Here is a 26,029-nt window from a genome sequence, read left to right on the forward strand (position 1 = left end):
GTAGGGCGGGGCTGTGCCCCGCACCCTTGGCCAATCCTCAGCCAACCGAGCCTTCGAGCGAGATCGCCACCAGTTGTTGCGCTTCCATGGCGAACTCCATCGGCAGCGCCTGCAGGACCTCGCGGCAGAAGCCGTTGACCACGAGCGCAACCGCCTCCTCCTCGTCCATGCCGCGCTGGCGGCAGTAGAAGAGCTGATCGTCGTCGACCTTCGATGTGGTCGCCTCGTGCTCGACCCGCGACGAATTGTTCTTCACCTCGATATAGGGAACCGTATGCGCCCCGCACTTGTCACCGATCAGCAGCGAGTCGCACTGGGTGTAGTTGCGCGAGTTCTTCGCCTTCGGGTGCATGGACACGAGGCCGCGATAGGTGTTCTGCGCCACGCCCGCCGAAATCCCTTTGGAGACGATCCGGGACTTCGTATCGCGCCCGAGGTGGATCATCTTGGTGCCGGTATCGGCCTGCTGGTGGTTGTTGGCGATGGCGATGGAGTAGAACTCGCCCTGGCTCTCGTTGCCGCGCAGGATGCAGGACGGGTACTTCCAGGTTACGGCGGAGCCGGTCTCGACCTGCGTCCACATCACCTTTGCCCGGTCGCCCCGGCAATCGGCGCGCTTGGTCACGAAGTTGTAGATGCCGCCCTTGCCGTTTTCATCCCCGGGGAACCAGTTCTGCACGGTGGAATACTTCACCTCCGCATCTTCCTCGACGATGATCTCGACCACGGCGGCATGCAGCTGCGCGGTGTCGCGCTGCGGCGCGGTGCAGCCTTCGAGGTAGGACACGTAAGAGCCCTTGTCGGCGATGATGAGCGTGCGCTCGAACTGGCCGGTGTTCTCGGCATTGATGCGGAAATAGGTGCTGAGCTCCATTGGGCAGCGCACGCCGGGCGGCACGTAGACGAAGGAGCCATCGGAGAAGACCGCGCTGTTCAGAGTGGCATAGAAGTTGTCCGAGACCGGAACCACCGAGCCGAGGTACTTCTTCACCAGCTCGGGATGCTCGCGGATCGCCTCGGAAATTGAGCAGAAAATCACGCCCGCCGCCTTGAGCTCCTTCTGGAAGGTCGTGCCCACGGACACGGAATCGAATACCGCGTCGACGGCGACCTTGCGCCCTTCGGCGGGCGCGTTCTCCGCGCCTTCGACCCCGGCAAGGATCATCTGCTCCTTGAGCGGAATGCCGAGCTTTTCATAGGTTTCGAGCAGCTTCGGGTCGACATCATCCAGCGACTTCGGCTTTTCCGTCATCGAGGCCGGGCGCGCGTAGTAATACTGCTCCTGGAAGTCGATTTCCGGGTAGTCGACCATCGCCCAGGTCGGCTCTTCTTTCTGCAGCCAGCGCTCATAAGCCGCCAGCCGCCACTCGGTCATCCACTCCGGCTCGTCGTTCTTCGAGGAGATCAGCCGGACGATATCGGGAGTCAGCCCTTTCGGCGCATACTCCATCTCGATCTCGGTGTCCCAGCCGTACTTGTAGGTTCCGACGGACTTCACCGCATCCACGGTTTCCTGATCGACGCCGTCCTTGACGGTCACTTCATCCATAGCTGTCATTCGCGTTTCCTCTCGGTCAGGCGTTCCGCGCGCGGTGCCGCTTGTATGTCCCGGCCCATGCGTCGGCAAAACGCAGGACCTCGTCTCGTGTCGTGGATGGCCCGAGGCTCACCCGGATGGCGCTGCTGGCCACCGTTTCGTCATATCCCATCGCCCGCAGCACCCGGCTCGCCCGGACCTTGCCGGACGAACAGGCACTGCCCGCGCTTATGGCGAAACCCGCGAGGTCCATCTGCATGACCTGCGTCTCGCCCTTCCAGCCCGGCAGTGCGAAGCACGACGTGTTGGGGAGTCGCGCCGCGGATTTCCCGACAAAAATAGTCTCTTTAGCCGTGGCTGCAATAGCTGTTTCTAGAATGTTTCTAATTTCCTCGACAGGCTCCCAAACCCCTGCCGCAAGGTCCCGCTGCGCCGCCTCCGCCGCCGCGCCGAATCCCGCGATGCCGGTGACATTCTCGGTGCCGGACCGCCGCCCCATCTCCTGACCGCCACCCCTGATCTGCGCCGCGATGTCCGTGCCACGCTTCATCACGAGCGCCCCGATCCCTTTAGGCCCGCCCAGCTTGTGCGCCGAGATCAACGCCATGGTGCAGCCCAGCCAGTTGAACGCGACCGGCAGTTTGCCAAAGGCCTGCGTGGCATCGACCACGGCGAGGCCCTGCGGCAGGTCCTGGATCACCCCGGTTTCCGAATTCGCCGCCTGCAGGACGGACCGCGCCGGATCTGTCACGGTGACGCTGCCCTCGCCGTCCACCGGCAGCGACGTCTCGACCCAGGCCGCCACGGCATCATGCTCGACCTCGGCGCCGAGATAGCCCTGCCCGGCACAAGCCAGCGCCGCCGCTTCCGTCGCGCTGGAGACGAACACCACATCCGCCCCGTCCGCGCCGAATGCCGCCGCCACCTGTGCCCGCGCCTTCTCGACCGTAGTCTTCGCCGCCCGGCCTTCCGCATGCACGGAGGACGGGTTGCCGCAGACGTCCATCGCTGCGATCATAGCCGCCCGCGCCTCTGGCCGCACTGGCGTCGTGGCATTCCAGTCAAGGTAGGTCCGGCTCACTCCGCCCCCTGATTCTTCTTGGCGAAAATACCCAAAAATGCGGGGCACAACCCCGCCCTACGGACCGTCTCACCGATCATCGTCGACCACCGCAAAGATCGACGGCACGGCCGGGCACGGGGCCAGCGTGTTTTCGATCACGTCGGACAGGCGCGTCTGGTGCAGGTAGACATAGACCTGCGCCGACAGGCTCTGCCACAGCCGGTTCGACAGCGACTGCGCCTTGGAGCCGGAGGCCGCACCCGAGGCGCCCGCGCCCTTCTGCATCGCGTCGACCGTTTCGTCCACCGCGCCGAGCACGTCCACCACCCGGATGTCGCTCGCGGATCGCGCCAGCCGATAGCCGCCCCCTGGCCCCCGCACGGATTCCACCAGGCCCGCCCGGCGCAGCTTGACGAACAGTTGTTCGAGGTAAGGCAGCGAGATGTCCTGGCGCTTGGAAATCTCGCCCAACGTCACCAGCGTTCCGTCGGGTTGCAGCGCGATGTCGGTCAGGGCGACCATGGCGTAGCGGCCTTTTGTACTCAGTTTCACAGCTTTCCCCCTCCAACACCGCACCCGCGCGGCCATTCCAATTGACCTCGGCACGGCAATTGCCTATCTGCAGTCCAGCTCGATCCAAAGCCAAAGTTTACCAACGCGGTAGGCCACGGCCTCCAATTAGAACGTTTCTAAGATGGCTGAGGAATTTCGTCAAGAATGTCCTCGGCTGAAAGAGGAAAACCCGATCCATGCCCGAGGTCATTTTCGCCGGACCCGAAGGCCGCCTCGAAGGCCGCTACCACCCCCAGAAAGACCGCGACGCCCCCATCGCCATCGTCCTGCACCCGCATCCGCAGTTCGGCGGGACGATGAACAACAAGGTCGTCTACAATCTGCACTACGCCTTCTACAAGATGGGCTTCACCGTGCTGCGCTTCAACTTCCGCGGCGTGGGTCGTTCGCAGGGCGAATATGACCAGGGGGTCGGCGAGCTTTCCGATGCCGCCTCCGCGCTCGACTACCTGCAGTCGATGAACCAGAACTCGAAGCACTGCTGGGTCGCCGGCTTCTCCTTCGGGGCCTGGATCGGCATGCAACTGCTGATGCGTCGGCCGGAGATCACCGGCTTCGTGTCGGTCTCGCCGCCCGCGAACATGTACGACTTCTCGTTCCTCGCGCCCTGCCCCTCTTCCGGGCTGATCATCAACGGCACCGCCGACAAGGTCGCGCCGCCCGCAGACACCCGGGCGCTGGTGAACAAGCTGCACGAGCAGAAGGGCATCACCATCACCCACGATGAGATCGAGGGGTCCGGCCACTTCTTCGAAGAGCCGCACATGGACACGATGATCGGCACCGTCTCGTCCTACGTAAAGCGCCGCCTGACCGAGAACACGCGCTGAGCGCCGCCGCAGCGTGAGACTATTTCTAGGCTGAAAATCGTCTCACCGGGCGGTCAGCGCAGCAGGCTGAGGATCGTCTGCGGCGTGCTGTTGGCGATCGAGAGCGCCTGCACTGCGAGGCTTTGCTGAACCTGCAAGGCCTGTTGCCGGGCTGACAGTTCAGTCATGTCCGCATCGACCAACGCCCCAACCCGGCTTTGCAGGGTCTTGGCCATCTTGTCGGAAAACGCGGACTGGATCTCCACCCGTCGCTCGGCGGAGCCGAAATGCGCCGCCGCCCGCGCCGCCACCTCCACCGCGAGGTCGATCCGATCCAGCGCCCTGTCCCGGTCAACCCCATCGGTCAGATCCAGCCCATCCATGAAGCCCAGCCCGCCGCCGCTGCTGTCGGTGCGGGCGTATTGCAAAACCTGCACCGTGAAACTGCCCGAAGCGGCAGAGGTCTTCGCCTCCACGATCATCTGCCCCGCGCTGCCGGTCCCGGCGAAGGCCACGAGGTCGTCCGTGGAGAACCCCTGCGCCTTGACATGCGCGTTGAAGGCGGAGGCCAGCACGGTGCGGATGTCGCCGCCGGTGCTGTCATTGCCCGCGACGAAGGCCAGTTGGCTCTCGCTCGTCGTGTTGAGCGCCGCATAGACGCCGGTTCCGCCGGTGATCGCGAGGGAATACCCCGCACCCGCCGGCACCGCTCCGTCGAAATCCACCGCATAGGCGCTGCCCGCCGAGATCGCCTGCCCCGTCTCCAGCGCCCCGCTGAAGCTGTTGGCCGCCGCCGAGAGCGCCGTCGCGCCCGCCGTTATTGCCCCAGCGTCAAGGCGCAGGTCCTGCCGCGCCACGGCGATCTTGATCGCCCCGCTGGTCAGCCCGCCCGCGTAGGCAGTGACCCGAAAGTCCCCGGTCTCGCCCGCCGTGCCGGTGTCCTGCAGCAGGTTGATGCCGTTGAACTGCGCGGCGCCGACGATGGTGCGGATCTGCTCGACCTGCGCCGCGAACCGCGCCTGCAGCTTGCCCGAATCCGCCGCCGCATTGCGTGCCGCGATGATCGTCTTCTTCATGTCGCCGAGCGTGCCGACCACCGCCTCCGCCCCGGACCGCGCCACCGACAGCGTCGCGCGGCCCATGTCGAGGCTCGATTGAACGGCCACATAGCCCTTCACCTCGGATTCCATCGTCTTCGACACCGCCCAGAGCGCCGGGTTGTCCTGCGCGGTCGCGATGCGTTTCCCGGTGCCCAGCGTCGCCTGCACCCGGTCCAGATCCGTCGCGGCAGCCTGCAGCGTACGCAAAGCCACCTGCGACGCGTTGTTCGTCACAATACTTGTCATGTCAGCCCACTCACCGCGGCCCGGCCTGTTCGCGCCGGGACCGCCCCAATGTCATGCTCTTCACCCAAAGAGCCGGATCATGAGAACAGCCCCGGCTTAAGATTGCCTGAACGGCGGCCAAGGATTTGTCTCGGGTTGAGCAGACCTGCCTGACGGGGCATAGTGCCCGCGATCCGAGTCCCTTGAAAAGAGAATGACAGCCCATGGCCTCCGTTCTGGAAGACCTTGCCGACAAGCTGGCCGCCGATACCATCAAGGCCATGGACGCGCTGGACGATGACCGCCTGTATGAACAGGTGGCCAAGGTTCTGGGCGCCTCGTCGCAGACCGCCGAGGAAGCCTACCTGACCTCGATCCGGATCCGCCTCGCCGAGCGGCGCGGGCGCACCTTCCTGACCGAACACGTCAAGGCCGCCCTCGAAGCCAAGCGCCGCGGCGAGGCCCCGCCCGAGGCACTGGCCCCCGGCTCGGACAACGAGGCGCTCTGATCAGGTCACGCGGGCACGCACCTGGTATTTGGGATCGCGCCAGAGGCCGCCGCCGATCACCTCTTCCATGACCTCTGCCGCCGCCACCACGTCGGCGTCGTCCAGATAGAGCGGCGTGAAACCAAAGCGCATCAGGTCCGGGGCCCGGAAATCCCCGATCACCCCCCGTTCGATCAGCGCCTGCATCGCGGCATAGCTCTCGTTGAAGGCAAAGGAGACCTGGCTGCCGCGCTGCCCTGGATCGCGCGGGCTGGCGAGGGTCAACTCCGGACAGCGCCGCTCCACCTCCGCGATGAAGCGCTCCGACAACGCGATGGAGGCCGCCCGGACCTCGTGCATGTCCACTCCCTCCCAGACATCGAGTGCCGCGTCGAGCACCGCCAGTTGCAGGATCGGCGGCGTGCCCACGCGCAGACGCTCTGCGGACATCGCCGGGCGATACCCCGGCTCCATGGCAAAGGGCGCGTCATGGCCCAGCCACCCGGCCAACGCCGGTTCGACGCTTTCGACGATGTCGGGACGGGCATAGATGAAGGCCGGCGCCCCTGGCCCGCCGTTCAGGTACTTGTAGGAACATCCCACCGCGAATTCCGCGTTCGATCCCGCCACGTCCAGCGGCACCGCCCCGGCGGAATGCGCGAGGTCCCAGATCATCACCGCCCCGGCCGCGTGGGCCGCATCCGTGATGGCCTTCATGTCATGGCGGCGCCCGGAACGGTAATCGACCTCGGTCAGCATGACCACCGCCACATCCTCGGTGATGGCCTTCACGACGGACTCCGGTGGCGGTGTGCGCAGGCTGTAGCCCTTGTCCAGCGTACCGATCAGCCCCTGCGCCATGTAGAGATCGGATGGGAAGTTGCCCCTGTCCGACAGGATGATCCGCCGCCCGGGCCGCATCTTCAGCGCCGCCGCGAGGGCCTGGTAAACCTTGATCGAAAGCGTATCCCCGGTGGCCACAGAGCCCTCAGGCGCGCCGATCAGCCGGGCAATCCGGTTGCCGACCTGCCGCGGCAGATCCATCCACCCGGCAGAGTTCCACGCCCGGATCAGCTGGACGCCCCACTCCTGCGTGATTACCTGCTGCGCCCGCGCCGCCGCGTGCCGTGGCAGCACGCCCAGGGAGTTGCCGTCGAGATAGATCACCCCTTCCGGCAGATCGAAGAGGTCCTTGCGCGGCAATGTCATGATGTACCCTGCTTTTTCGTCAACTTGCTGCATCTTAACGTCACATTCGGGCAAGGCCATATGTCTCGGCCGCCTGCCGACAAATTTACCGCAAATTAACCTCCCCACCTGCAGGCTGATCGCGGGACGACCGAGACAGACACCCTGATTCCGCATGAAAGACCTTGCAGACACCATCACACGGGACGCGCCGGGGGACCGCACGCCATGAGCGGCGCGGGTATGCCGGCGTGGATTGCCCGCCACCTGGACTACGTCCGCCGGTCGAAACCCGAGCCGAAGACCGGCGGCGGGTCGACCCGCTATGACCAGCCACAGGGCGCGCCCCGCAACCCGGGGTTTTCCGATGCCGCCTTGGACGGGCTGCGCGATCTGGAGGCGCGCCTGCCGCCGCCGGGGGCGGAGGTGCGCCCGGCGTGGCAGCCCGTGCATCAGCACCGCGACAGGCTCTCGCCGGAGAACGCCGCGGGCGGTGGGCTGATCACCGACGACCGCGGCAACCTGCGACCGCATTACCACGGCCACCGCGAGCGCCTGCGTCAGCGGTTCCTGTCCGGCGGGCACGAGGCGATGCCGGAATACGAGGTGCTGGAGCTGTTGCTGTTCAACGCCATTCCGCGCATCGACGTCAAGCCGTTGGCCAAGCGGCTGCTGGCGGAATTCGGCGATCTCAGCGGCGTCATTGCCGCGTCGGAGCACCGAATCCTGCAGGTGCCGGGCGCGGACAGCAAGGTCTTCCTGCAACTGCGGATCGCCGAGGCAATGGCCGCGCGGATGACCAAGGCGAAGACGCTGAAGCGCGACCTGCTCTCGTCCTGGGACGCGCTGATCGACTACTGCCGCACCGCCATGGCGCATCGGGATACGGAACAGTTCCGGGTGCTCTATCTCGACCGCAAGAACAAGCTCATCGCCGACGAGAAGCAGGCCGATGGCACGGTCGACCACGTGCCGGTCTACCCGCGCGAGGTGGCGAAACGGTCCCTGGAACTCAATGCCACGGCGATCATTCTCGTCCACAACCACCCCTCGGGTGACACAACCCCCAGCGGCCCGGACATCGACATGACGGAACAGATCGTCAATGCCGTGGGGGTGATCGGCGTGACCGTGCATGATCACGTCATCATCGGCAAGGAATCGGAATTCTCGTTCCGCTCGAACGGGTATATCTGACGGAACCAGTCTTCGAAGTCGCGATGGCCGCGCTCCGGCACAGAGCGCGGAGCAATCCGCTTTCATGACCGCGTCAACTGCCCCCGCGCGACGCAGAGATGGCGACGACCGCGCAAGCCAATCTAGGTCCGGAACGGCACGAACCCCAGCGTCAACAGCGCTCCCGCCGCGATCACGCCATACAGCCACAGTTTCCAGCGCGGCCCCTCCAGCCGCCACACCCGGCGATAGCCGTAGCCCGCGAGGCAGGCGGCGACGAAGATCGCCGTGGCGATCAGCGGTGTCAGCACAAAATCAGTCAACCGTTCCGCGTCCCATGATCAAAGGTGTTTACCCATCCGCGTTTTGCACTACGCTGATACGCAGATAACCGGAGGAAAGCCATGCCCGCATCCTATCAGCCCCACACCCGTGGCGACGACGAGCAAGACCGCTCCATGAGCCAGACGTTGGAGACCAACCTCTCGGCGGCGCAGACCACCGTGGGTCATGTGCTCGACGGCAAGGGCGGGGACGTCTACTGGGTCGCCCCGGAGGACACGGTTCATCACGCGGTCGAAGTGCTGCGGGACAAGCGCATCGGTGCGCTTCTGGTGAAGAATCCCCAGGGCGAGGTCGTCGGCATCCTGTCCGAGCGCGACATCGTCCGCCGCCTCGCCGACACCCCCGGCACCACCCTGCCGCAGACGGTCAAGGACCTGATGGTCACGAAGGTCGAGACCACGACCCGCGACGAGACATTGGTGCGGGTGCTGCGGCGCATGACGGACGGGCGCTTCCGCCACATGCCGGTCATGGACGAGGGCTTTGCCATCGGCATGATCACCATCGGCGATGTGGTCAACTACCGGCTGACCGCGCTGGAATACGAGGCGTTGAAGCTCAAGCAACTGATCGTCGGGTAAGCGTGCCGTAGACGGTATAGCCGCGATAGAGCGCGGCCTGCCGGACCTCTGCCCCCGAAACATGCCGCGCCATCTCGGCGGGCAAGGTCCAGCGCGGCGTGACGTGGAACTTTGCCAGCCAGGCCAGCAGGCCGCGCCGGAACCAGCGCGGCAAGCCCGCCTGATCGCCAAAATCCACAATGTGCACGGTGCCGCCCGGGGCGAGGTGCGAGAACGCTTCGTCCAACGCCCCCTGCCAGTCGGGGATCATCGACAGGCTGTAGGACATCACGATGTGGTCGAACGCGACTACGCCGAACAGCGCCCGTGGATCGAAGGCACAGGCGTCCGCTTTTGCCAGCGCCGCCCCCGGCCCCAGCTTTGCCCGCGCCGACAGGAGCATCTGCTCCGAGATGTCCAATCCGAAGAGCTGCGCCTGCGGATACCGCCGTTTGATCGCCGCAAGGTTTCGCCCGGTGCCGCAGGCCACTTCCAGCACACGCTGGCCCGGCTGGACGTCCATACGGTCGATCAGATGGTCGCGTCCGAGCAGGTAATACTTGCGCGTGACGTCGTAAAACCGCCGCTGGTGGCGGTAGACCTGGTCCATCAACGCGCCGTGATCCGCCGTGTGGGTCATGTCAGCCCCTGAGCCGGTAAAGATGCACGCCGCCGTAGATCGCGGAGCGGTCCGTTGCGAAGGCGCGGGCGGAGGCTTCGGCGTCATACGCCCAGCGGTCGAGGATCGCCCCGGGCACCCGCCCCGGCAGGATGTCGGCCGCGCCGCCGGTGCGGAACAGAACGCGCGCGTCCGGCATCGCCGTGCGGGTGATCTCGCGCCATAGCGCGGTCAGTTGCGCGTCGGTCATCCAGTCCTGCGCATCAAGCAGGATATAGACGGATTTCGACGCCGCGGGCGCCTTGGCCAGCAGGTCGGTGATCGAGATGTTCTGCGCCGTCACCCGCCCCGCCGCCGCACGCACCGCGTCGAAATGCCGGGCTTCGAGGTAGGGCGGCACCGGGCCGGTGCCGTCCGCCTTGTAGGCGCGGTTCGCAGCCTGCCAGGCGAAGTAATTCTCGGACATGGGAAAATCGCAGAACAGCTTGCGCGTGCGCTCTTCCAGCACCGGCAGGATGTCGCCCCCCGCATCGGCGGCCAGCTTGTCGTATTGCGCGGGCGGAATGCCGAGGCCGAAGAGCGACGCACGCCGGCGAGCCATCATCTTCACGAACCGGGAGCGGTAGAGCGGCGCGATCTCCGCCTCGAAGAAGGCGCGCTGCGCCTCCGGCGTTCGCGCCGTCAGCAGCCGGTCCCAGTCGACGCCGCCGACCTTCGCCACAAGATGCACGAGACCAAGGAACCGCCCGAGCACCCCGTAGTGATAGAACCCCCTCTGAAACAGAGACTTGCGGGTACGCAGCGGGGCGCGGGCGTTCCAGAAATCCTGCCCGCCGGACGGCAGGTAGGGCAGCACGTAGCGGTCCAGAAGATCAACGTTCCCCGCCTGATCGGCATGACCAAACAGGGCAAAGAAGGCCCGGTGATCCGGCAGATGCTGCGCCGCCGCAAGCTTCAGCCGGGTCAGTTCCACATGCCACGGCGAGAGGTCCACAGCCGTCACCGACGCCGGAGTGGCGGTGAGATAGGACATCACGTTGCATCCGCCCGAGGCGATGCAGACGATGTGGTCCTGTCCGCTCAAGCCCAGCGCCGCCATGTCGCAAACCGGATCCTCCCAGATCTGCGGATAGACCAGCCCCTGGAACAGCCGCGCGAACAGGCGCTCGGACAGGGTCGAGACCGAGAGCGCTCGATTCCCGTATACCGCTTCGCCGATGATGGTTTGGGTGGTGTCGCTCATGCCAGTCCTTGCTCGTTCTGTTTCTGCGCATCGCCGCGCTGTCTGTGCCGCCTGCGCCGCTGAACCATCCGTTCACGGCCGACCCGCGCTTCCCAGTCCACCAACCGCAATTCGCCCGCGTGGTTCTCCACGATGGCCGTGCAGCTTTCGACCCAGTCGCCGGTGTTGATGTAGTGGATGCCGCCCACGTCCCTCATGCAGGCGTGGTGGATGTGCCCGCAGATCACGCCGCCAAAGCCCTTCTGCCGCGCGTCCTCGGCCAGCACTTCCTCGAACTTCGTGATGAAATTGACCGCCTGCTTGACCTGGCTCTTGCTCCACTTCGAGAGCGACCAGTAGCGGGGCGACCACAGACGGCGGATGGCGTTGATTTTCGGGTTGAGCCATATCAGAAGCGCATAGGCCCGGTCGCCAAGATGCGCGAGCCATTTCGCGTTCATCACCACCGCGTCGAACTCGTCACCATGGGTCACGAGGTAGCGCACCCCCCGGGCGGAGGTGAAACCGTCCCGCGCCTTTACCTCGATGCCGCCGAAATGCACGCCGAAATAGCCGCGCATGACCTCGTCGTGGTTGCCGGGAATGAAGATCACCCGCGTGCCGTCATGCGCCTTCTGCAGGATCGCCTGAACCACCGCATTGTGGCTCTCCGGCCAATGCCAGCCCCGCCGCAGGCTCCAGCCGTCAAAGATGTCGCCGACAAGGTACAGCGTCTCCGTCTCGTGCCGTTGCAGGAACTGCACGAGCAGTTCCGCGCGGCAGCCGCGCGTGCCGAGGTGTACATCAGAGAGGAAGATCGTCCGATCCGACACGGGTCCGCCTTTGCCACTTGAACGTTGCGCAGGCCTTACGAGCCGGGTGTGACGGCTGGGTGACGGTTTTGAATCAGCGCGGTGACGTTTGCGGGGGCGCGATCATCCCGCGCCCTTGTCCCGCTCATGCCGTCGCAATCCGGGCTCCTGCGGCAGCCAGTCCTCGCGCCGGATGGCCCAGAGTTCATAGCTCGGGAGGAAGGCGTTCGGCGAGTCGAGCGTGCCGAGATGCACCTCCACCTCCCCGCCGCTCACCGCAAAGACCGACGATCCGCAACGCGGGCAGAAGTGCCGGCCTTCGTATTGCTGCGACGGACCCGTGACCGTGACCCGCTCCGCCGGGAAGACCGCAGCGGCGTAGAACAGCGCGCCGTGATGCTTGCGGCAGTCGAGACAGTGGCACAGGCCCACCCGGTCCGGCGCCCCTTCCGCCGTGATCCGCAGATCGCCGCAGAGGCAACCGCCGTGATGGGTGTCCATGATGTCCTCCGATCCTCGCGTGCTCAGAGTGCGCACGAGCGCCCCGTCTGTCCATGGGGCGCTTGCAATTTCACCGGTGCGCCGGGACTCCCTCCCCTTTGGGGAGGGTTGGGGTGGGGCCAGGACTGCCCCTTACTCCGCCGCAACCCCGGTGGTCATGCGGCCTTCGAACGCCTGCATCTGGTCCTCGGCCCAGAACCGGATGTCGTGCCGCGCCACGATCTCACGCAGGTCCCGCATCCGGCCCCGGCGGTCTTCCTCGGGCAGGTCCAGAGCATAGAGGATACCGCTGTCCATGGAGCGGTGCGAGAACGGGTTGGTCGGCACCGCCGCGCCCAATTCCACCGCCGCGCCCGCGAATTCCGACAGCACAAGCACGCCGTCGCCATCCGTCCGGGCGGCGCAGAACTCCTTGCACACGAGGTTCATCCCGTCAGCCAGCGGCGTGATCCAGGCCACCTCCGCCGCGCGGTAGTAGGCCACGAGATCGCTGAACGGTACCGGCCGCGAGATCAGCGCCACCGGCTGATACTCGAACGTGCCGTAGCGCCCATTGATCCGCCCCGCCAGCGCCTCCAGTTGCTCCTGGATTTCCTGGTAGGCGGTCATGTTGGCATTGGCCGCGACGGAGACATGCATCAGCCGCAGCTTGCCGCGCAGCGCCGGGTTGCTCTCCAGCAGCCGCTCGAAGCTCTCCAGTTGCTCGACACCGCCCTTGGTGTAATCGGTCCGGCCCACCGACAGCACCAGCTTGCAGTCGCCCTTCTCCGCCTTGATCGCCTTGACCTTCTCCTCGGTCTCGGGGCTTGCCGCCAGGGTTTCGATATAGCCGACGTCCACCCCCACCGGGCTCGCCTGCAGGCGAATGCTGCGGCCCTCGTAGCTGATTTCCGTGACCACCGATTGTTCGGACAGGGCCGAGGTCACGGCGTTCATCTCCGGAACCACCTTTTCCCGGCGCGAAGAGTCCACGTCGAGCAGCGACCGGGCCGCCGAGTAGAAATTGTTCACGTAGCGCGGAATATGGAAGCCGACGACGTCGCAGGCCAGCAGGCTTTCCAGGATCTCCTTGCGCCAGGGCAGCGCGTTGAACATGTCGGCGCTGGGGAATGGCGTATGGTGGAAGAAGCTGATCTTCACATCCGGGCGCAGCTTGCGCAGGTAACCGGGCACCAGCCACAGGTTGTAGTCGTGCACCCAGACCACCGCGCCCTCGGCGGCCTCGTTTGCGGCGGCCTCGGCGAAGGCCCAGTTCACCTCGCGGAACGTGGGCCAGTCCACCGGGTCGTAGTTGTAGCGCTCCTTGAAGCCGTGCAGGATCGGCCAGAACGCCTCTTTCGAGGAGATATGGTAGAAGCTCGACACCTGCTCCTTCGTCAGCGGCAGGCGCGAGACGGTATAGCGTCCATAAGCGTCGTCGATCTCGATCACCCGCTCGAAATCCGGGTTCGCCGGGTCCTCCGCTTCCTTCCACGCCACCCAGGCGCCCTTGTCCACCCGTCCGAAAAACGACTTCAGCGTCGGCACGATGCCGTTCGGGCTCTTGTTCTCGCGATACTCGGTCCTGCCGTCCACGACGACTTCTTCATAAGGCTGGCGGTGGTAGACGATAACCAGATCGGACGGCATGGCTCAGGCTCCTTTCGGGGCTTCGTGAAGGGTCAGCGCATTGATGGCCTCGAGGATGCCCCCGGCGCCCGGCGCCTTCGCCTGGTAAACGCCCGGGACGCCCGCGAGTTCCTGCAAGAGCGCCGGTTCCGCGTTGCCGACCGCCACCGCGGGCAGCCCGCAGGTCAGCATCGTCAGGTCGTTCAGCGTATCCCCGGCGCAGAGCGCCGTGCGCTCGGGGATACCCAGATACGATACCAGTCGGCGGATCGACGGGCCCTTGGAAATGCCTTTCGGCAGCACGTCGAAATAGCGGTTGTCGGAGATCAGCCAGTCACAGCCGAGATCCGCCACGATCCTTTTCGCGGCCTCGTCGAAGGCCGCCGCATCGAGGTCGTAACTCACGCGATAGCGGAAAGGGGTCGGTTGCAGGCTCAGCCCCGCCACCCCCTCCAGCGCCGCCTTCACACGGTGCCCGGCATCGTCCCAGAGCGCCGCGATGTCCGCTTCCAGCTCCGGGATCGGCTCGACATGGCCGTCGTCGCGCACATGGGCAATCGTCGTGCCGACATCGCCCACCACGTATTCCGGCCAGGGCAGGCCGTTCTGGCGGCACATCTGCATGATGAACTCCGGATCGCGCCCGGTGACGAAGATCAGGCCAACCGTGTTTCGGTGTTCCTCGATCCACTGGTAAAGCACGCGCCGCTCCAGCGAGGAGCCGCCGAGGAAGGTGCCGTCGAGGTCGGTTGCAAGGGTCATGCGGCGCGCGGCGATGGCCGGGCGGGGCACGGAATGAACGGTCATGGCAATCAGCTTTCGAATTGGAAGGGTGTCGGCGCGGGATGGGCCAGCGAGAGGTCGAGGGCATAGGGCTCCGCTTCGATCGGGCGCGCCCAGAGCGCGGCAAAGGCGGTGCGCAGGTCAACACCGTGGTGCAGCACTGCATTGACCGTCTCGCTGATCGGCATCGAAACCCCGACGCGTGCGGCGAGTTCGGTGACAGACACGGAGTTGACCTCCCCCTCGACCACTACGGGCTTGCCGTCGAAACAGTCGGCGCGGGCGATCCCCTGCCCAAGCTGGAACCCCAAGGACATGTTGCGGGAGGTGGTCGAGGAACAGGTCAGCGTCAGGTCCCCGGCGCCCGACAGCCCGGTGACCGTCTCGCGCCGTCCGCCCAGCGCCTGCGCCAGCAGCTTCATCTCGTCGATTCCCCGTGTGATCAGTGCCGCGCGGGTGTTCTCGGCAAAGCCCGCGCCCGACATCATCCCGCAGGCAATGGCGATGACGTTCTTGACCGCCCCGCCCACCTCTACGCCAACGAGGTCGTCCGAGACATAGGGCCGGAACCCGCCGCCGGAGAGCGACATCGCGAGCCGCGCCGCCGGGCTGTTTTCCGGGTTGAGGCGGTTTTCGTAGGTGAAGGGAAAGGCCACCGTCGCGGCGGTCGGGTGACCGAGCGCGGTTTCGCGGGCGAAGGTCGGCCCGGAGACGCAGCCCACCGGCCGCCCCGGCAATTCGTCGCTGACCACCTCGGAGAGCAGGTAACCGGTGCCACGCTCGACGCCCTTGCAGGCCAATGCGACGGGCACGCCTTCCGGCAGGTGCGGCGCCGCGGCGTGGCACATCTCTCGCAGGGTGCTGGACGGGGTGACCATCAGCACCGCCTCCACCTCCCGAAGCGCGTCCGCCATCGAGGCCGTCGCCCTGAGACCATCGGGCAAGGGCACATCCGGCAGGTAATCCGCATTGGTTCGGGATGCGTTGATCTCCTCCGCCAGCGACTCCCGGCGGGCCCAGAGCCGCGTGTCAAACCCGTTGCGGGCAAGGATCGTGGCAAGCGCCGTCCCCCAACTGCCCGCGCCGAGCACGGCAAGGCGGCCATAGGGAAAACCGGGGCGTTGAGAGGGGGAAACCGGATCGGCGTCCTTCATCCATGGTGCTCCTTTTCGAGGCGGGCGCCGCCTTCGCTGCGGGACGGCGCGGCCCGTGGGCCGGCCCGCGTGGACATGGGCCAGCAAGAGGTGCGGCAGCGCCGGTTGGCACAGGGCGCACCGGGCGCCGCTCCGCAGTTCGTGGGCCATCCACGCTGACCCGTCTTGACCTTCGAAGGTAGAAGCGGGGCGCAGCGGGTCAAGGAATTTTCGCTGCAATGCAGAAAATGCCCGGCAATCCACCCGGGATGCCTTGTTTTCTTGCAGAGCGGAGGCTGGGCCGGACCAATCCGGTAGCGGCCTGAACCCCGATCTTGCTCTCCCGATAATTGCGTGACTTCACAAGGATACACCGGTTAGGGTCACGGGCGTGCGGCCCGCTCCGGGTCGGAAAACGTCATGGGGAGACTGCGATGAAGTCACTGTTGCGGGCACTGGACCTGATCCGCGAGACCGTCGGCATTGCGCCCGGCTGGGCCGATCCGCTGCTCCGCCCGATGCCCCTGGAGGCGGTATCCTTCGCACCCTCGGGCCAAAGCGAGGCCAAGGCGCTGTCCGGGGAGACCTCCGCCGCCCTGCACCGGATCAGGCCGGAAGTCCCGGTCTCCGACTTCGACAAGCAGCTCAGGAATCCCATCGCTTCGCGGGCCATCGCCGTCTGGATCCGGATGGAGATTCCGGCGCTTGGCAAGACGCTGACCTTCGACTCCCGCCTCGACAACCCGCTCGGCCTGCCCGCCTCCATCGCGGCCATCCCGGCAGGCTCGGCCAACGATCCCTGGCCGGAACCGCCCGAAGTCCGGGTCAATGCCGAAAAGATCGTGCTGAAGGGCCATGGCGGCAGCTCCTGTCCCGGCATGTTCACGAAAGCCATCGAGAATGCCGGACAGGGCGGCGTTCTCGACATCCCCGTCGAGGTGCTGGCGTTCCATTGCGAGGGCGCGCATCCGGAAGGGCGCTATTCGATCTGCATGTACTCGGAAGTTCTCGGCCGGGTAACCGCCAGCCCCGGAGCGCATGCGGTTGCGCTCAACATGTGGGGCAAGATGCTCATCACCTTCGAACCGACCCGTCCGGCGGATTATCGTGGTCACAAGGTCATCCAGCTGGTCTCGGACGATTACGTGCGCCAGACCGGCACGGTTTCCGGCTTCCCGCCGCATGGCGCGGGCGAATATGTCGAGAGCAAGGGCTCGGAGCGCTATGTCGGGCTGAACCCCGGCCAGCGCCATCTTGAAGCCTTCGTCAAGCAGGGGCGGATCATCTTCTCCACCGATATCGACGATTTCCTGCATGCCCGCACCCGCGTGACCGGCTTCGAGATCGTCGACAAGGACGGCAAGGTCCTCCAGTTCGACGGGCCACCCTATATCGTCGGCGATTTCTCTGCAATTGCAGGGGTTCGCCTGTCCTGGCCTGACATCCGCGCCGATCACCCGGAGGTGAGCTATTACCTCCTGTACCGGCTCGATCCGGATTTCCCCAAGGATTTCCAGTTTCTCGCTCGGGTGACAGGCAATGTCTACACGGACACCGCCTACAGCGGACGGCGCTCCTTTGCCTACGCGGTCGTGCCCGCCTTCCGCGACCAGACCGGGATGGAGGTGCAGGGAGTCTCGCTCGATCATGCCATGGTGATGGCGCTGGAGCCGGACACCGGCGCCTTTGACAAGCGCAACCACGGCGTCGGGCACGTCCGGACGGTTTGAGCGCAGCGGCGCGCCCGCACTTGGTGCGCCGGACGGGTTGAAGAAGGCGGCAGGCAAGCATTATCTGCGCAGGAACCACGAGGCCCGCTTCGGGACCGTCCTTCCTGCAGGAGATTTCATGTCGTTCCGATCCCGCCTTGGCGCCGTCCTCGACAAGCCCGCCACGCGCAACACCATCACCGCGGTGATCCTGTTCAACGCGGTGATCCTCGGGCTGGAGACCTCGGATCGCGTCATGGCGGCCGCCGGTCCGCTGATCCTGGCGTTGGATGCGGCCTGCCTCGCGATCTTCGTCGTCGAACTGGCCGCCAAGCTGGCCGCCCGCGGCCCGGCCTTCTTCCGCTCCGGCTGGAATATCTTCGACTTCGTGATCGTCGGCATCGCGCTGGTGCCCGCCGGTCAGGGCCTCGCGGTGCTGCGGGCGCTGCGCATCCTGCGACTGCTGCGCCTCGTCTCCGTCGCCCCGACGCTGCGCCGTGTGGTCGAGGGCTTCGTGACCGCCCTGCCCGGCATGGCCTCGGTGTTCCTGCTGATGGCGCTGATCTTCTACATCGCCTCCGTCATGGCGACCAAGCTGTTCGGCGACGCCTTCCCCGACTGGTTCGGCTCCATCTTCCTCTCCGCCTACACCCTGTTCCAGGTCATGACGCTGGAGAGCTGGTCCATGGGCATCGTGCGCCCGGTGATGGAGGTCTATCCCTACGCCTGGGTCTTCTTCGTGCCCTTCATCCTGATGACCACCTTCGCCGTGGTGAACCTGATCGTCGGCCTGATCGTCAACTCCATGCAGGAGGCCCACGCCGAAGAAAGCAACGCCGCGACAGAGAATTACCGCGACGCTGTGCTGGCCCGGCTGGAGGCAATCGAACGGCACATGGCCGCGCAGGATCGAACCGGGCGCTGACCCCGGTCCGGACCGGCGACACGCCGCTCCCGCTGCCCCGGGCCGGGCGTCTGCAGCGCCCTTCCGGTGATCAGGGCTCCGACCAGTAGCGCCGCCGCTGTTCCCAGATCTTCTCGCCGATCAGGCAGTCATAGGCTTCTGCCTCCCGGAACTGGATTTTCTGCACGGCCTCTGGCACCGCAAGCCCGGCGATCTCCAGAACCAGCTTGCGCCGCACCGCCTCGCCAAAATCCCGCCAGTCGTAGACCGGGATCACGAAGGACCCCGGCCCGCCGGTGACGCACGCGCGGTAATAGGCGTCGAGATCCTCCAGATACCAGCTGCCGCCGAATCCGCCCGGATCGTCCTGGGTCATCAACGGCAGCCCGTTGATGACGATCCGCTGCGCCAGCACCGCATCACGTGCTCCCGCCACCGGACGGCCTTCGTTGTTCGGCCCGTCGCCGGAGACGTCGATCACCCGGCGCAGTCCCTCGTATTCATTCGACAGCAGGGACTCCGCGCCGAATACCAGCGCCTCGGAGATCGACGTGCGGCGCATCCCGGCGGACATCGAGCGTTCGACGGCCCCGGCGAAGCGGTCGAGGTCCTCTCGGCTCTCGATCAGGGTCCAGTCCACGACAACCCTCTGCGTGCCCGCCCATTCCACGTAGGTCAGCGCGATCCGCTGCAGCAGGCCGGCCCAGACCGCGGCGTAGACCTCGTCGGACCGCAGTGCAGCGGCATAGCCCTCGCGCTGGATCGACAATTCGATGGGCGACATCGACCGCGATACATCCACCAGCAAGACTAGTTCGAGATCCACCTCCATCGGCTGCGCCTCCGAAGGATCGGGCTTGGCCATCGACAGAAACGAGGCGGCAAGGAGGAAAGCGAAACGAAGCATGGGAAAAGCGTTGGTCAACCCGCGCGATGCGTCAAATCACAACTTGGACACCGCGCCCGCAGGGCACAGGATCGCACTCCCCTACGCATCTTCGGTATGGAACGCGTGCAAGGGCCACAGCCGGGATACTCGCGTCGGAAGCGCCGTGTCCCGTGCTCCTGCGGGCCGTGGCGGATTCTCGGTCAACAGTCGCGGCCGACCGACCGCAAGAGATGAACCTCTCACCCGAGTTGCGCGACGCAACAATGGGTCGCAGAAAAAAGCAGACACCTACAACCAATGATTGCTCGAATCGACAACATGATCTATTATTAAGTGTGCCGAAAACGACAAAGGTCGTTGATTATTCAGGCACGTTTCGGAGCATCCTCCGGGTAGTTCATTTTAAATCAATACTCTGAAAAGGAAGAATTCATGGGAAATAACGTTGGTAAAGTCGGGAACCTCGGCCTCGACGGTCTCGATCTCGACAAGGACGCTCAGGTGCGCGTGAAGGAAGCCCTGCATCAGGCCATCCACTTCGAACTGGCAAAATCCGGACAGGATCCGAACGCGTTTTTCGCGGATGGATCGGTCATGGGTCTGACAGCCCGGACGGCCTGGAAGAACCGGTAAGATCCAACCGGCCCCTGAGCCAGGATTTCACTGGCTCAGGGTGACCGCCATCCCCCTTCCGTATTTGTCCGAAGGGAAGCCAAACAAACCGATTTCAATGCCTGCGCACCGTCGTGCGCCTGCCATGCATTTTGCTGGAAAGCTGTTGTCATGCCGAATTCAGTCGCGGCTTCGGACGCTGAGGGATCGCACCTCGGCAAACCGAACCTTGCTGCCCCGTTTCTTCCTCAGGCCGTGCCGATCACCCAGGTGGTCCTGAAGGCTACGTCCGCCTGCAATCTCAATTGCAGCTACTGCTACGTCTACAACAAAGGCGATGAAACCTGGAAGACCCAGCCGGGGTTGATCGAGGACACGGTGTTGGATCAGCTTCTGGAGCGCATCCGGAGCCACGCTCTGCAGTCGGGACAAGGCGAAATACGCTTCACCATCCATGGCGGGGAACCCATGCTGGTCGGGCCGACGCGGTTTCGCGATTGGTGCCGGAAAATCCACAAGGCACTCGGTCATCTCGAAATCTTCATAGACATCCAGACCAACGCCACCCTGATTACCGAGGCCTGGACCGACCTGTTCGTGGAGTATGGCATCGAGGTCAACGTCAGCACCGATGGTCCACGCGCGGTGCATGACAGATACCGTGTCGATCATCTGGGCCGTGGTTCCTATGACCGTTTCGTACGCGGCATTGATCGGCTGAACGACGCGGGCATTCCCTTCGGCATTCTGTCGGTGCTGCAATTGGGCGAGGACCCAGTCGCCATTCACCGGCATTTCGTGGATCTGGGGTGTTCGGCCATCGGGTATCTCCTGCCCGCCGAAACCCATGACACCGTGGCGGAACTGCGCCGGCAGTACGGACCAACGCCCTGCGCGGATTACCTTGTCCCGGTCTTCGACGAATGGTGGTTCAACAATCCCATGACGGTGGCGGTCCGCGAGTTCTGGAACATCGCGCGGCTGATCCTGGGGGGCAAGACCCTGCTGGACAGCCTGGGCAATCCGCCCATCCGCTTCGTCGGCATACAGCCGGACGGCGCGATGGAGAGCCTCGACAAACTGCGGGTGTGCGAGCCGTCTTTCGCGGACATCGGCCTCAACATCAAGACACATGATCTGAAGGACATTCTGGCCACAACGGGCGTGCATCGGGATGTGATGGCCGGCATGCCCTTGCCGGATGGCTGCAAGGGCTGCCGCGAGGAGAAGACCTGCGCGGGAGGCTATCTGCCCAATCGGTATGCCGCGGCCACCGGCTTCAACAACCCCAGTGTCTGGTGTGCCGATCTGTACAAGCTCTTCGGCCATGTCCGGATGCGGATGGAAGTCACGCCCGATCAAACCCACGACTTGCGCACGCGCTACGCGGTGCGGAACGACGATCAAACCCAACTCGAAGGAGCACTGCAATGAACGTTCAATCGCCCAAAGCTGCACAGGACCGGCAGGCGGTCTTGCGGTCATTCTCGTCCGTCTACGAGCCGTTTTCGGATGCGACCTGCCAAACGATCGCAATTTGCGGTGCGCAGGTCGTCTGGGACCTGTTCGAACGGAAGTTCCAGTCCAGCTATTCGCCGGATGCCGCAGCCCTCGCCGACGCGATCCGCCCTCTGGTGGCCGAAGACCTGACGTTTGCGGACGCCTGGAGCGTTCCGGTCGGGCAAATGAAGACCGCCCTGCGATCGACCTGCAAGACCGAGGGCAAGGCGGCCCTGATCGGTCTTGCGCTGCACCTCATCGAACCGGGTCGGGCGTTGGATTGGTCCGGGTCGGTCGCCGGGATTTCGGGACTGTGCTGCCTCGGGCAGGTCATCCCGGAAGGCCAGTCCCTGCACATCCTGTCCGATGATACCGGCATCCGGATCCGGGTCGACGGCAGAACCGTGATCGACGGGCCGGTCGCTGCGTCTCACAGGCATCCATTCGCAGTCATGGCGCCCCGCACGGCGGCAACCCGGTTCCGCGACGTCTCCCCGGATATCAGCACCGCACCGGACAGCCATGTAGCCGAAGCGCTTGACGATGCGCTTGGCTTGCTGGCCGGACTGCCCGACTTCGAACGCTGGGTCCTGCGGCTGACCACCCGTTTCGTGCCGCTGCGCATCAAAGGGGACATCCACCTCAGCCGATCCTTCATCCACCGGCCGGGTCTGGTCTGTGCCTCCTGCCCTTCGAGCCCGACCATGCTGGCGGAACTTCTGGTGCATGAAGCCACGCATCAATATTTCTACATGCTCGGCGGCCTGTCGCCGCTCGATGACGGAACCGACAAGACCGGGTACTACTCGCCGGTGAAAGACTGCAAGCGCCCGATCTTCAACATTCTTCTGGCCTATCATGCATTTGGAAACATCCTGCTGTTTCATCGTGCGGTGATGGCAAAGGGGAACGCGCCAGAGCCCGCATTCAGCCGAGACCGGATTGCGCAGATCGAAGGCTACATGCCGCAGTTCGAAACTTCGCTGGCGGCTTCCCCGGCCCTGACCGCATCCGGTCAGGCGTTGTGGCGCCCCTTGGCGACGCGCTGCGCTGTCCCCGAGTTCTCCGATGCCGTCGCCTGATACGATGATCGGTGCAAGCGGCAGACTTGAGCAGGATGGGAGCTGTTATCTCATCCTGACGACGCCCCGCACGGGCAGCTATCTGCTGTGCGATCTGCTGCGTCAGAGCGGCGTTGCCGGGCGGCCCGATGAATACTTTGCACCGGAGCATCAGGCGCGGGTCACGGGCGGGCTGGCCGTCAGCACAAGGACATATCTCGAAGAGCTGCGTCAGGCCAGCTGGGAGCGGTTTGGCGGCGTGTTTGCCGCCAAGGTGATGTGGCGCCAGTTGCAGAGCTATCTGCTGCCCGCCTTGCGCGATCGGTCTGAACCAAGCAACCAGTCGGGTCTGACAGCTGCCTTCCCAAATCTGAAAGTCATACATCTGCGTCGCCGCGACACGGCGCGGCAGGCCCTTTCCTACGCCCGTGCCATACAAACCGGCACCTGGGTGCAGACGACCGCAACCGCCGCAGACTGCCAAGGTCCCACGCCGCAGGACATGGAACTGACGCGTCAGCTGGAAAGGGCGATCAAGGCCGACAACAGAGCCATCGACGGATTTCTGAAGCACTGCGATGTGCCGGTCCTCGACCTGGCATACGAGGATCTGGCGCATGACCCCAGCCGGACGCTGCAAACCTGCCTGACCTTTCTGGGTCTCGGACCGGCGGTGCCACCTGGGTTGAAGCCCCGTCTCATCAAACAGTCCGCGCCGGTCCGGGACGCATGGTTTGAAGCCTATCGCACCTTCACACAAGGGGAACCGGCATGACACATCACGACACGCGTCCAATCCCCGCGTATCTGCAGGAAGCCATGGGACAGGACTGGAGCCGCGTCTACGACCAGCTCGATGATGAGGACGTGACACCGGTCGTCGACCGTCTCGCCCGTCTGGCTGGGGACAGCCGGGCTTTGGAACTCGGCGTTGGAACCGGCCGCATCGCCCTACCTCTGGCACAGCGGGGCGTGACGGTGGACGGGCTCGATGCATCCGGCCCGATGCTTGCAGCCCTGAGCGCCAAGGACCCGCAAGGCAGCGTCACGCAGATCGAGGGCGACATGGCCGCTCCCCTGTCCCGGCCCCGGGCGTATGGATTGATCTATGTGATCAACAACACGCTGTCGCATCTGCTCAGCCAATCCCGTCAGATGGACTGCATCCTGAATGCTGCCGCCGCCCTGTCTCCCGGGGGCCATTTCGTGATCGAAGGCAACCTGCCGGCGGTCGAGCAGGCGGATCAGGTGGGCGAAAAACTGCTCTACATGGACGCGGGCGAGGTGCGGCTGCGGTATGCCAAAGTCGATCCGGCCAGTCAGGTCATCCGGTATCAGATCGCCCGAATGACCGGCGGTCGCGTGACCCTTTTCCCGATGAGCCTGCGCTACATATGGCCGTCCGAACTCGATCTGATGGCCGCCATAGCCAACCTGCAACTGGTCGATCGGTTTGGCGACTGGGATGGCACGCCGTTCGAGGGCGCGGCCCGGCGGCATGTGTCGATCTATCGGAAGAGGCCCGGAGGACAGGAAAATGAACAAGGTATTTGACCCCACGGAGGACCATCATCCCGCCAGCCAGGCGCGTGTCCTGTCCGTCGGGATCGTGGTCATGCCCTTCGCATCGGTTGCCATGCCGTCGATTCAGGCCGGCACGGTCGCCGGGATCGCCCAAGCGGCGGGATTTGCCGCGCAAAGCTATCACTTCAATCTCGATCTCGCGGTCGAACTGGGCGAAGACCTATACGAATCCCTGTGCGAGCACCGGGGTGTCATGTCGGGCGAATGGCTGTTCGCCATCGCGGCGCACGGCGCACACGCACCGGATCAGGGCACTGGCCTGATTGACGATTTCCCGCACGCCCGCGAGGCCTTGATTGCCGAAACCGGACTGACACTCGCGAGGCTTCACACCATCCGCCACGACGTCTTGCCGGCCTTCGTCGATCGCTGCGCCCGGGCGCTTGCCGCGATGGGGCATGACGTCATTGGTCTGACCTCCACATTTCAGCAGACGAATGCCTGTCTTGCACTGGCCAAGCGGATCAAGGCTCTCCGGCCACGGACAACGATCATCATGGGCGGCGCGAATTGTGACCATCCCATGGGCGGGGAATTGGTGCGTGTCTTCGAAGCCGTCGACTATGCGGTGAGCGGCGAGGCCGAAGTTGCCTTTCCGAGCCTGCTCTCGGCGCTGGACGCGGCCATCCCGCAGGACAGAATCAGGATCGACGGCGTGGTGAGCCGGGCCAATTGTGACGCCGCTTCCCATTCGGTATCCCCTCTGGTGCGCGACCTCGACGTGGTCCCCATCCCGATCTACGACGAATTCTTCGAACGGTCCGCCAATCTGGGATTGGCGGCCAAGGGTCTCCTGCCGATGGAAACCTCGCGGGGCTGCTGGTGGGGGGTACGACACCACTGCACCTTTTGCGGCCTGAATGGTCACAACATGCGCTATCGGATGAAGAGCGCGCCACGGGTTCTGGACGAGCTGGAAAAACTCAGCCTGCGGCACGACGCCCTGCGTTTTGAAACCACCGACAACATCCTTGCCCCGAAATTCGTCCAATCCGTTTTCGCCAGCATGGCGGAGCGGAACCTGGATCTGGAATTCTTCTTCGAGGTCAAGACAAACCTCAAACGCGATCAATTGGCCGTTCTGGCGGCGGGAGGCCTTCGCCGGGTGCAGCCCGGCATTGAATCGCTCAGCACCGCGCTGCTGACCCGCCTGAGGAAGGGATCGAGCGCGATCGAAAATGTGCACTTCATGAAATGGTGCCTGTACCATGGCATCAAGGTGTCCTGGAACCTGTTGTGCGGCATACCGGGGGAGAGGCCGGAAGACTACGCCAAGCAGCTGGACTTGCTTCGGAAGATACCGCACCTTGAGCCTCCATCGGGTCTGACACCGATCTGGCTGGAACGCTATTCCCCCCTGTTCAATACGCCCGGCGCCTTTGGTATCTCCGATGTTCGCCCCGAGGCCAGCTATGCCTACGCCTTCCCCAGGGAGGTGGACCTGGCGAACCTTGCGTATTTCTTCGACTACTCGGTGGCGGATACATGCAGCCCCGAGGTGCTGCGGGACACCGAAGTTCTGGTTCAGGCGTGGCAGGCAGATTGGGACCGGGACAAGGCCAGACACATGCTGACCTTCACTCAGGCGTTTGGCACGCTGACGATCCGGGACCGCCGCAAGTCCGACCATACCGGACAGGTAAAATTGACCGGTCTTTTGGCGGAGGTCTATCGTCTGTGCGCCGAAGCGCCCGTGACGGTGCAGGATTTGATGGCGAAACTGGAGAGGTCGGAGTTGACCGAAGCGCCGGACCAGGACGTGGTTCAAGGGGTTCTCGAAGCCTTTTGTGAAACCGGACTGGCGTTCGAGGATGAAGGGCTGTTTCTGGGCCTGGCCTTGCCGAGGAACCAGCATTGGACCTGAACCGAGTTCTGGCCCAACGCGGGGATTGCCTCACGAAGACACGGATGCTGGCGTTGGCAATCGTCCTGTCGAAAAGACAGGCGACGTGCCTTTGCCGCAGGGTTTTGCTGCAGGGCACAGGTCCGTGAACTCCGCGCGCAGGTCCCCGAGGAGACGCCATGGTC

26 protein-coding genes are annotated in these 26,029 nt (G+C 64.8%); 12 read left to right on the top strand and 14 right to left on the bottom strand.

All coding sequences use genetic code 11. The annotated features are described in order from the left end of the window. Positions 1-37: 37 nt before the first annotated feature. The 3 genes from sufB to ACP159_RS05130 all read right to left on the bottom strand — a co-directional run bounded on the left by sufB (position 38) and on the right by ACP159_RS05130 (position 3,152). Positions 38-1,558, bottom strand: a complete 1,521-nt coding sequence (sufB, locus tag ACP159_RS05120; protein ID WP_425098562.1) for a Fe-S cluster assembly protein SufB — start codon at positions 1,556-1,558, stop codon at positions 38-40. A 16-nt stretch (positions 1,559-1,574) separates the two neighbouring features. After that, positions 1,575-2,618, bottom strand: coding sequence for a cysteine desulfurase family protein (locus tag ACP159_RS05125; protein ID WP_425098563.1), 1,044 nt, complete (start codon positions 2,616-2,618; stop codon positions 1,575-1,577). Positions 2,619-2,687: 69 nt separating this feature from the next. Continuing rightward, positions 2,688-3,152, bottom strand: coding sequence for an Rrf2 family transcriptional regulator (locus tag ACP159_RS05130; protein ID WP_425098564.1), 465 nt, complete (start codon positions 3,150-3,152; stop codon positions 2,688-2,690). A gap of 197 nt (positions 3,153-3,349) precedes the next feature. Between ACP159_RS05130 and ACP159_RS05135 the strand changes: the two genes are divergently transcribed. After that, positions 3,350-4,003 (top strand): alpha/beta hydrolase, encoded by a 654-nt coding sequence (locus ACP159_RS05135; RefSeq protein WP_425098565.1) that lies wholly within the window; start codon positions 3,350-3,352, stop codon positions 4,001-4,003. A 53-nt stretch (positions 4,004-4,056) separates the two neighbouring features. Here the strand turns inward: ACP159_RS05135 and ACP159_RS05140 are convergent, their stop codons facing one another. Beyond that, the gene (locus ACP159_RS05140) at positions 4,057-5,328 is read right to left on the bottom strand and encodes a flagellin (RefSeq protein WP_425098566.1); all 1,272 of its coding nucleotides are present in this window, start codon (positions 5,326-5,328) and stop codon (positions 4,057-4,059) included. Positions 5,329-5,531: 203 nt separating this feature from the next. On the opposite strand from ACP159_RS05140, the gene ACP159_RS05145 reads away from it, so the two are divergent. Continuing rightward, a complete protein-coding gene (locus ACP159_RS05145; protein WP_425098567.1) occupies positions 5,532-5,816 on the top strand; it encodes a hypothetical protein in 285 nt (94 codons plus the stop codon). Here ACP159_RS05145 and kynU read toward each other — a convergent pair whose 3' ends face one another. Next, the gene (kynU, locus tag ACP159_RS05150) at positions 5,817-7,037 is read right to left on the bottom strand and encodes a kynureninase (RefSeq protein WP_425098568.1); all 1,221 of its coding nucleotides are present in this window, start codon (positions 7,035-7,037) and stop codon (positions 5,817-5,819) included. A gap of 174 nt (positions 7,038-7,211) precedes the next feature. Here kynU and radC point away from each other — a divergent pair, with 174 nt between their 5' ends. Continuing rightward, entirely contained in the window at positions 7,212-8,180 is a 969-nt protein-coding gene (radC, locus tag ACP159_RS05155; protein WP_425098569.1) for a RadC family protein, read from the top strand. Positions 8,181-8,302: 122 nt separating this feature from the next. Here radC and ACP159_RS05160 read toward each other — a convergent pair whose 3' ends face one another. Beyond that, positions 8,303-8,482, bottom strand: a complete 180-nt coding sequence (locus ACP159_RS05160) for a hypothetical protein (RefSeq protein WP_425098570.1) — start codon at positions 8,480-8,482, stop codon at positions 8,303-8,305. A gap of 81 nt (positions 8,483-8,563) precedes the next feature. Here ACP159_RS05160 and ACP159_RS05165 point away from each other — a divergent pair, with 81 nt between their 5' ends. Continuing rightward, positions 8,564-9,085, top strand: a complete 522-nt coding sequence (locus ACP159_RS05165; RefSeq protein ID WP_425098571.1) for a CBS domain-containing protein — start codon at positions 8,564-8,566, stop codon at positions 9,083-9,085. Here the strand turns inward: ACP159_RS05165 and ACP159_RS05170 are convergent. From ACP159_RS05170 to ACP159_RS05200, 7 genes are all read right to left on the bottom strand, one after another. After that, on the bottom strand, positions 9,063-9,704 hold the full coding sequence (locus ACP159_RS05170) for a class I SAM-dependent methyltransferase (RefSeq protein WP_425098572.1): 642 nt from the start codon (positions 9,702-9,704) through the stop codon (positions 9,063-9,065). The two genes, ACP159_RS05165 and ACP159_RS05170, sit on opposite strands and share 23 nt — an antisense overlap. 1 nt (position 9,705) lies before the next feature. Then, positions 9,706-10,926, bottom strand: a complete 1,221-nt coding sequence (locus ACP159_RS05175) for a DUF3419 family protein (protein ID WP_425098573.1) — start codon at positions 10,924-10,926, stop codon at positions 9,706-9,708. Continuing rightward, positions 10,923-11,738 carry a UDP-2,3-diacylglucosamine diphosphatase gene (locus ACP159_RS05180; protein WP_425098574.1) on the bottom strand — a complete coding sequence of 272 codons (816 nt, stop codon included), beginning with the start codon at positions 11,736-11,738 and terminating at the stop codon, positions 10,923-10,925. The genes ACP159_RS05175 and ACP159_RS05180 overlap by 4 nt, the downstream gene beginning before the upstream one ends. A gap of 102 nt (positions 11,739-11,840) precedes the next feature. Then, positions 11,841-12,218, bottom strand: a complete 378-nt coding sequence (locus ACP159_RS05185; protein WP_425098575.1) for a GFA family protein — start codon at positions 12,216-12,218, stop codon at positions 11,841-11,843. A 132-nt stretch (positions 12,219-12,350) separates the two neighbouring features. Then, positions 12,351-13,847, bottom strand: a complete 1,497-nt coding sequence (gene ggpS / locus ACP159_RS05190) for a glucosylglycerol-phosphate synthase (RefSeq protein WP_425098576.1) — start codon at positions 13,845-13,847, stop codon at positions 12,351-12,353. Between the two features lie 3 nt (positions 13,848-13,850). Next, a complete protein-coding gene (locus tag ACP159_RS05195; RefSeq protein WP_425098577.1) occupies positions 13,851-14,633 on the bottom strand; it encodes an HAD-IIB family hydrolase in 783 nt (260 codons plus the stop codon). Between the two features lie 5 nt (positions 14,634-14,638). Continuing rightward, positions 14,639-15,763, bottom strand: a complete 1,125-nt coding sequence (locus tag ACP159_RS05200) for an NAD(P)H-dependent glycerol-3-phosphate dehydrogenase (RefSeq protein ID WP_425098578.1) — start codon at positions 15,761-15,763, stop codon at positions 14,639-14,641. Between the two features lie 413 nt (positions 15,764-16,176). Here ACP159_RS05200 and ACP159_RS05205 point away from each other — a divergent pair, with 413 nt between their 5' ends. Both ACP159_RS05205 and ACP159_RS05210 read left to right on the top strand, forming a co-directional pair. After that, complete coding sequence (locus ACP159_RS05205; protein ID WP_425098579.1) at positions 16,177-17,472, top strand: hypothetical protein; 1,296 nt, start codon at positions 16,177-16,179, stop codon at positions 17,470-17,472. Positions 17,473-17,590: 118 nt separating this feature from the next. Then, positions 17,591-18,376, top strand: a complete 786-nt coding sequence (locus tag ACP159_RS05210; RefSeq protein ID WP_425098580.1) for an ion transporter — start codon at positions 17,591-17,593, stop codon at positions 18,374-18,376. Between the two features lie 70 nt (positions 18,377-18,446). Here the strand turns inward: ACP159_RS05210 and ACP159_RS05215 are convergent, their stop codons facing one another. Then, entirely contained in the window at positions 18,447-19,262 is an 816-nt protein-coding gene (locus tag ACP159_RS05215; RefSeq protein ID WP_425098581.1) for a DUF1194 domain-containing protein, read from the bottom strand. 414 nt (positions 19,263-19,676) lie between these two features. Here ACP159_RS05215 and ACP159_RS05220 point away from each other — a divergent pair, with 414 nt between their 5' ends. From ACP159_RS05220 to ACP159_RS05245, 6 genes are all read left to right on the top strand, one after another. Then, the gene (locus ACP159_RS05220) at positions 19,677-19,877 is read left to right on the top strand and encodes a hypothetical protein (protein ID WP_425098582.1); all 201 of its coding nucleotides are present in this window, start codon (positions 19,677-19,679) and stop codon (positions 19,875-19,877) included. A 150-nt stretch (positions 19,878-20,027) separates the two neighbouring features. Then, the gene (locus ACP159_RS05225; RefSeq protein ID WP_425098583.1) at positions 20,028-21,290 is read left to right on the top strand and encodes a radical SAM protein; all 1,263 of its coding nucleotides are present in this window, start codon (positions 20,028-20,030) and stop codon (positions 21,288-21,290) included. Further along, on the top strand, positions 21,287-22,438 hold the full coding sequence (locus ACP159_RS05230; protein WP_425098584.1) for an aKG-HExxH-type peptide beta-hydroxylase: 1,152 nt from the start codon (positions 21,287-21,289) through the stop codon (positions 22,436-22,438). The genes ACP159_RS05225 and ACP159_RS05230 overlap by 4 nt, the downstream gene beginning before the upstream one ends. A 4-nt stretch (positions 22,439-22,442) precedes the next feature. Beyond that, positions 22,443-23,192, top strand: a complete 750-nt coding sequence (locus ACP159_RS05235; protein WP_425098585.1) for a Stf0 family sulfotransferase — start codon at positions 22,443-22,445, stop codon at positions 23,190-23,192. Further along, complete coding sequence (locus ACP159_RS05240; RefSeq protein ID WP_425098586.1) at positions 23,189-23,971, top strand: class I SAM-dependent methyltransferase; 783 nt, start codon at positions 23,189-23,191, stop codon at positions 23,969-23,971. Before ACP159_RS05235 ends, ACP159_RS05240 begins: the two co-directional genes overlap by 4 nt. Then, positions 23,955-25,865 (top strand): RiPP maturation radical SAM C-methyltransferase, encoded by a 1,911-nt coding sequence (locus ACP159_RS05245; protein WP_425098587.1) that lies wholly within the window; start codon positions 23,955-23,957, stop codon positions 25,863-25,865. Before ACP159_RS05240 ends, ACP159_RS05245 begins: the two co-directional genes overlap by 17 nt. Positions 25,866-26,029: the final 164 nt, after the last annotated feature.

The sequence above is a fragment of the Tropicibacter sp. S64 genome, assembly GCF_049803835.1.
Classification (GTDB): Bacteria; Pseudomonadota; Alphaproteobacteria; order Rhodobacterales; family Rhodobacteraceae; genus Pacificoceanicola.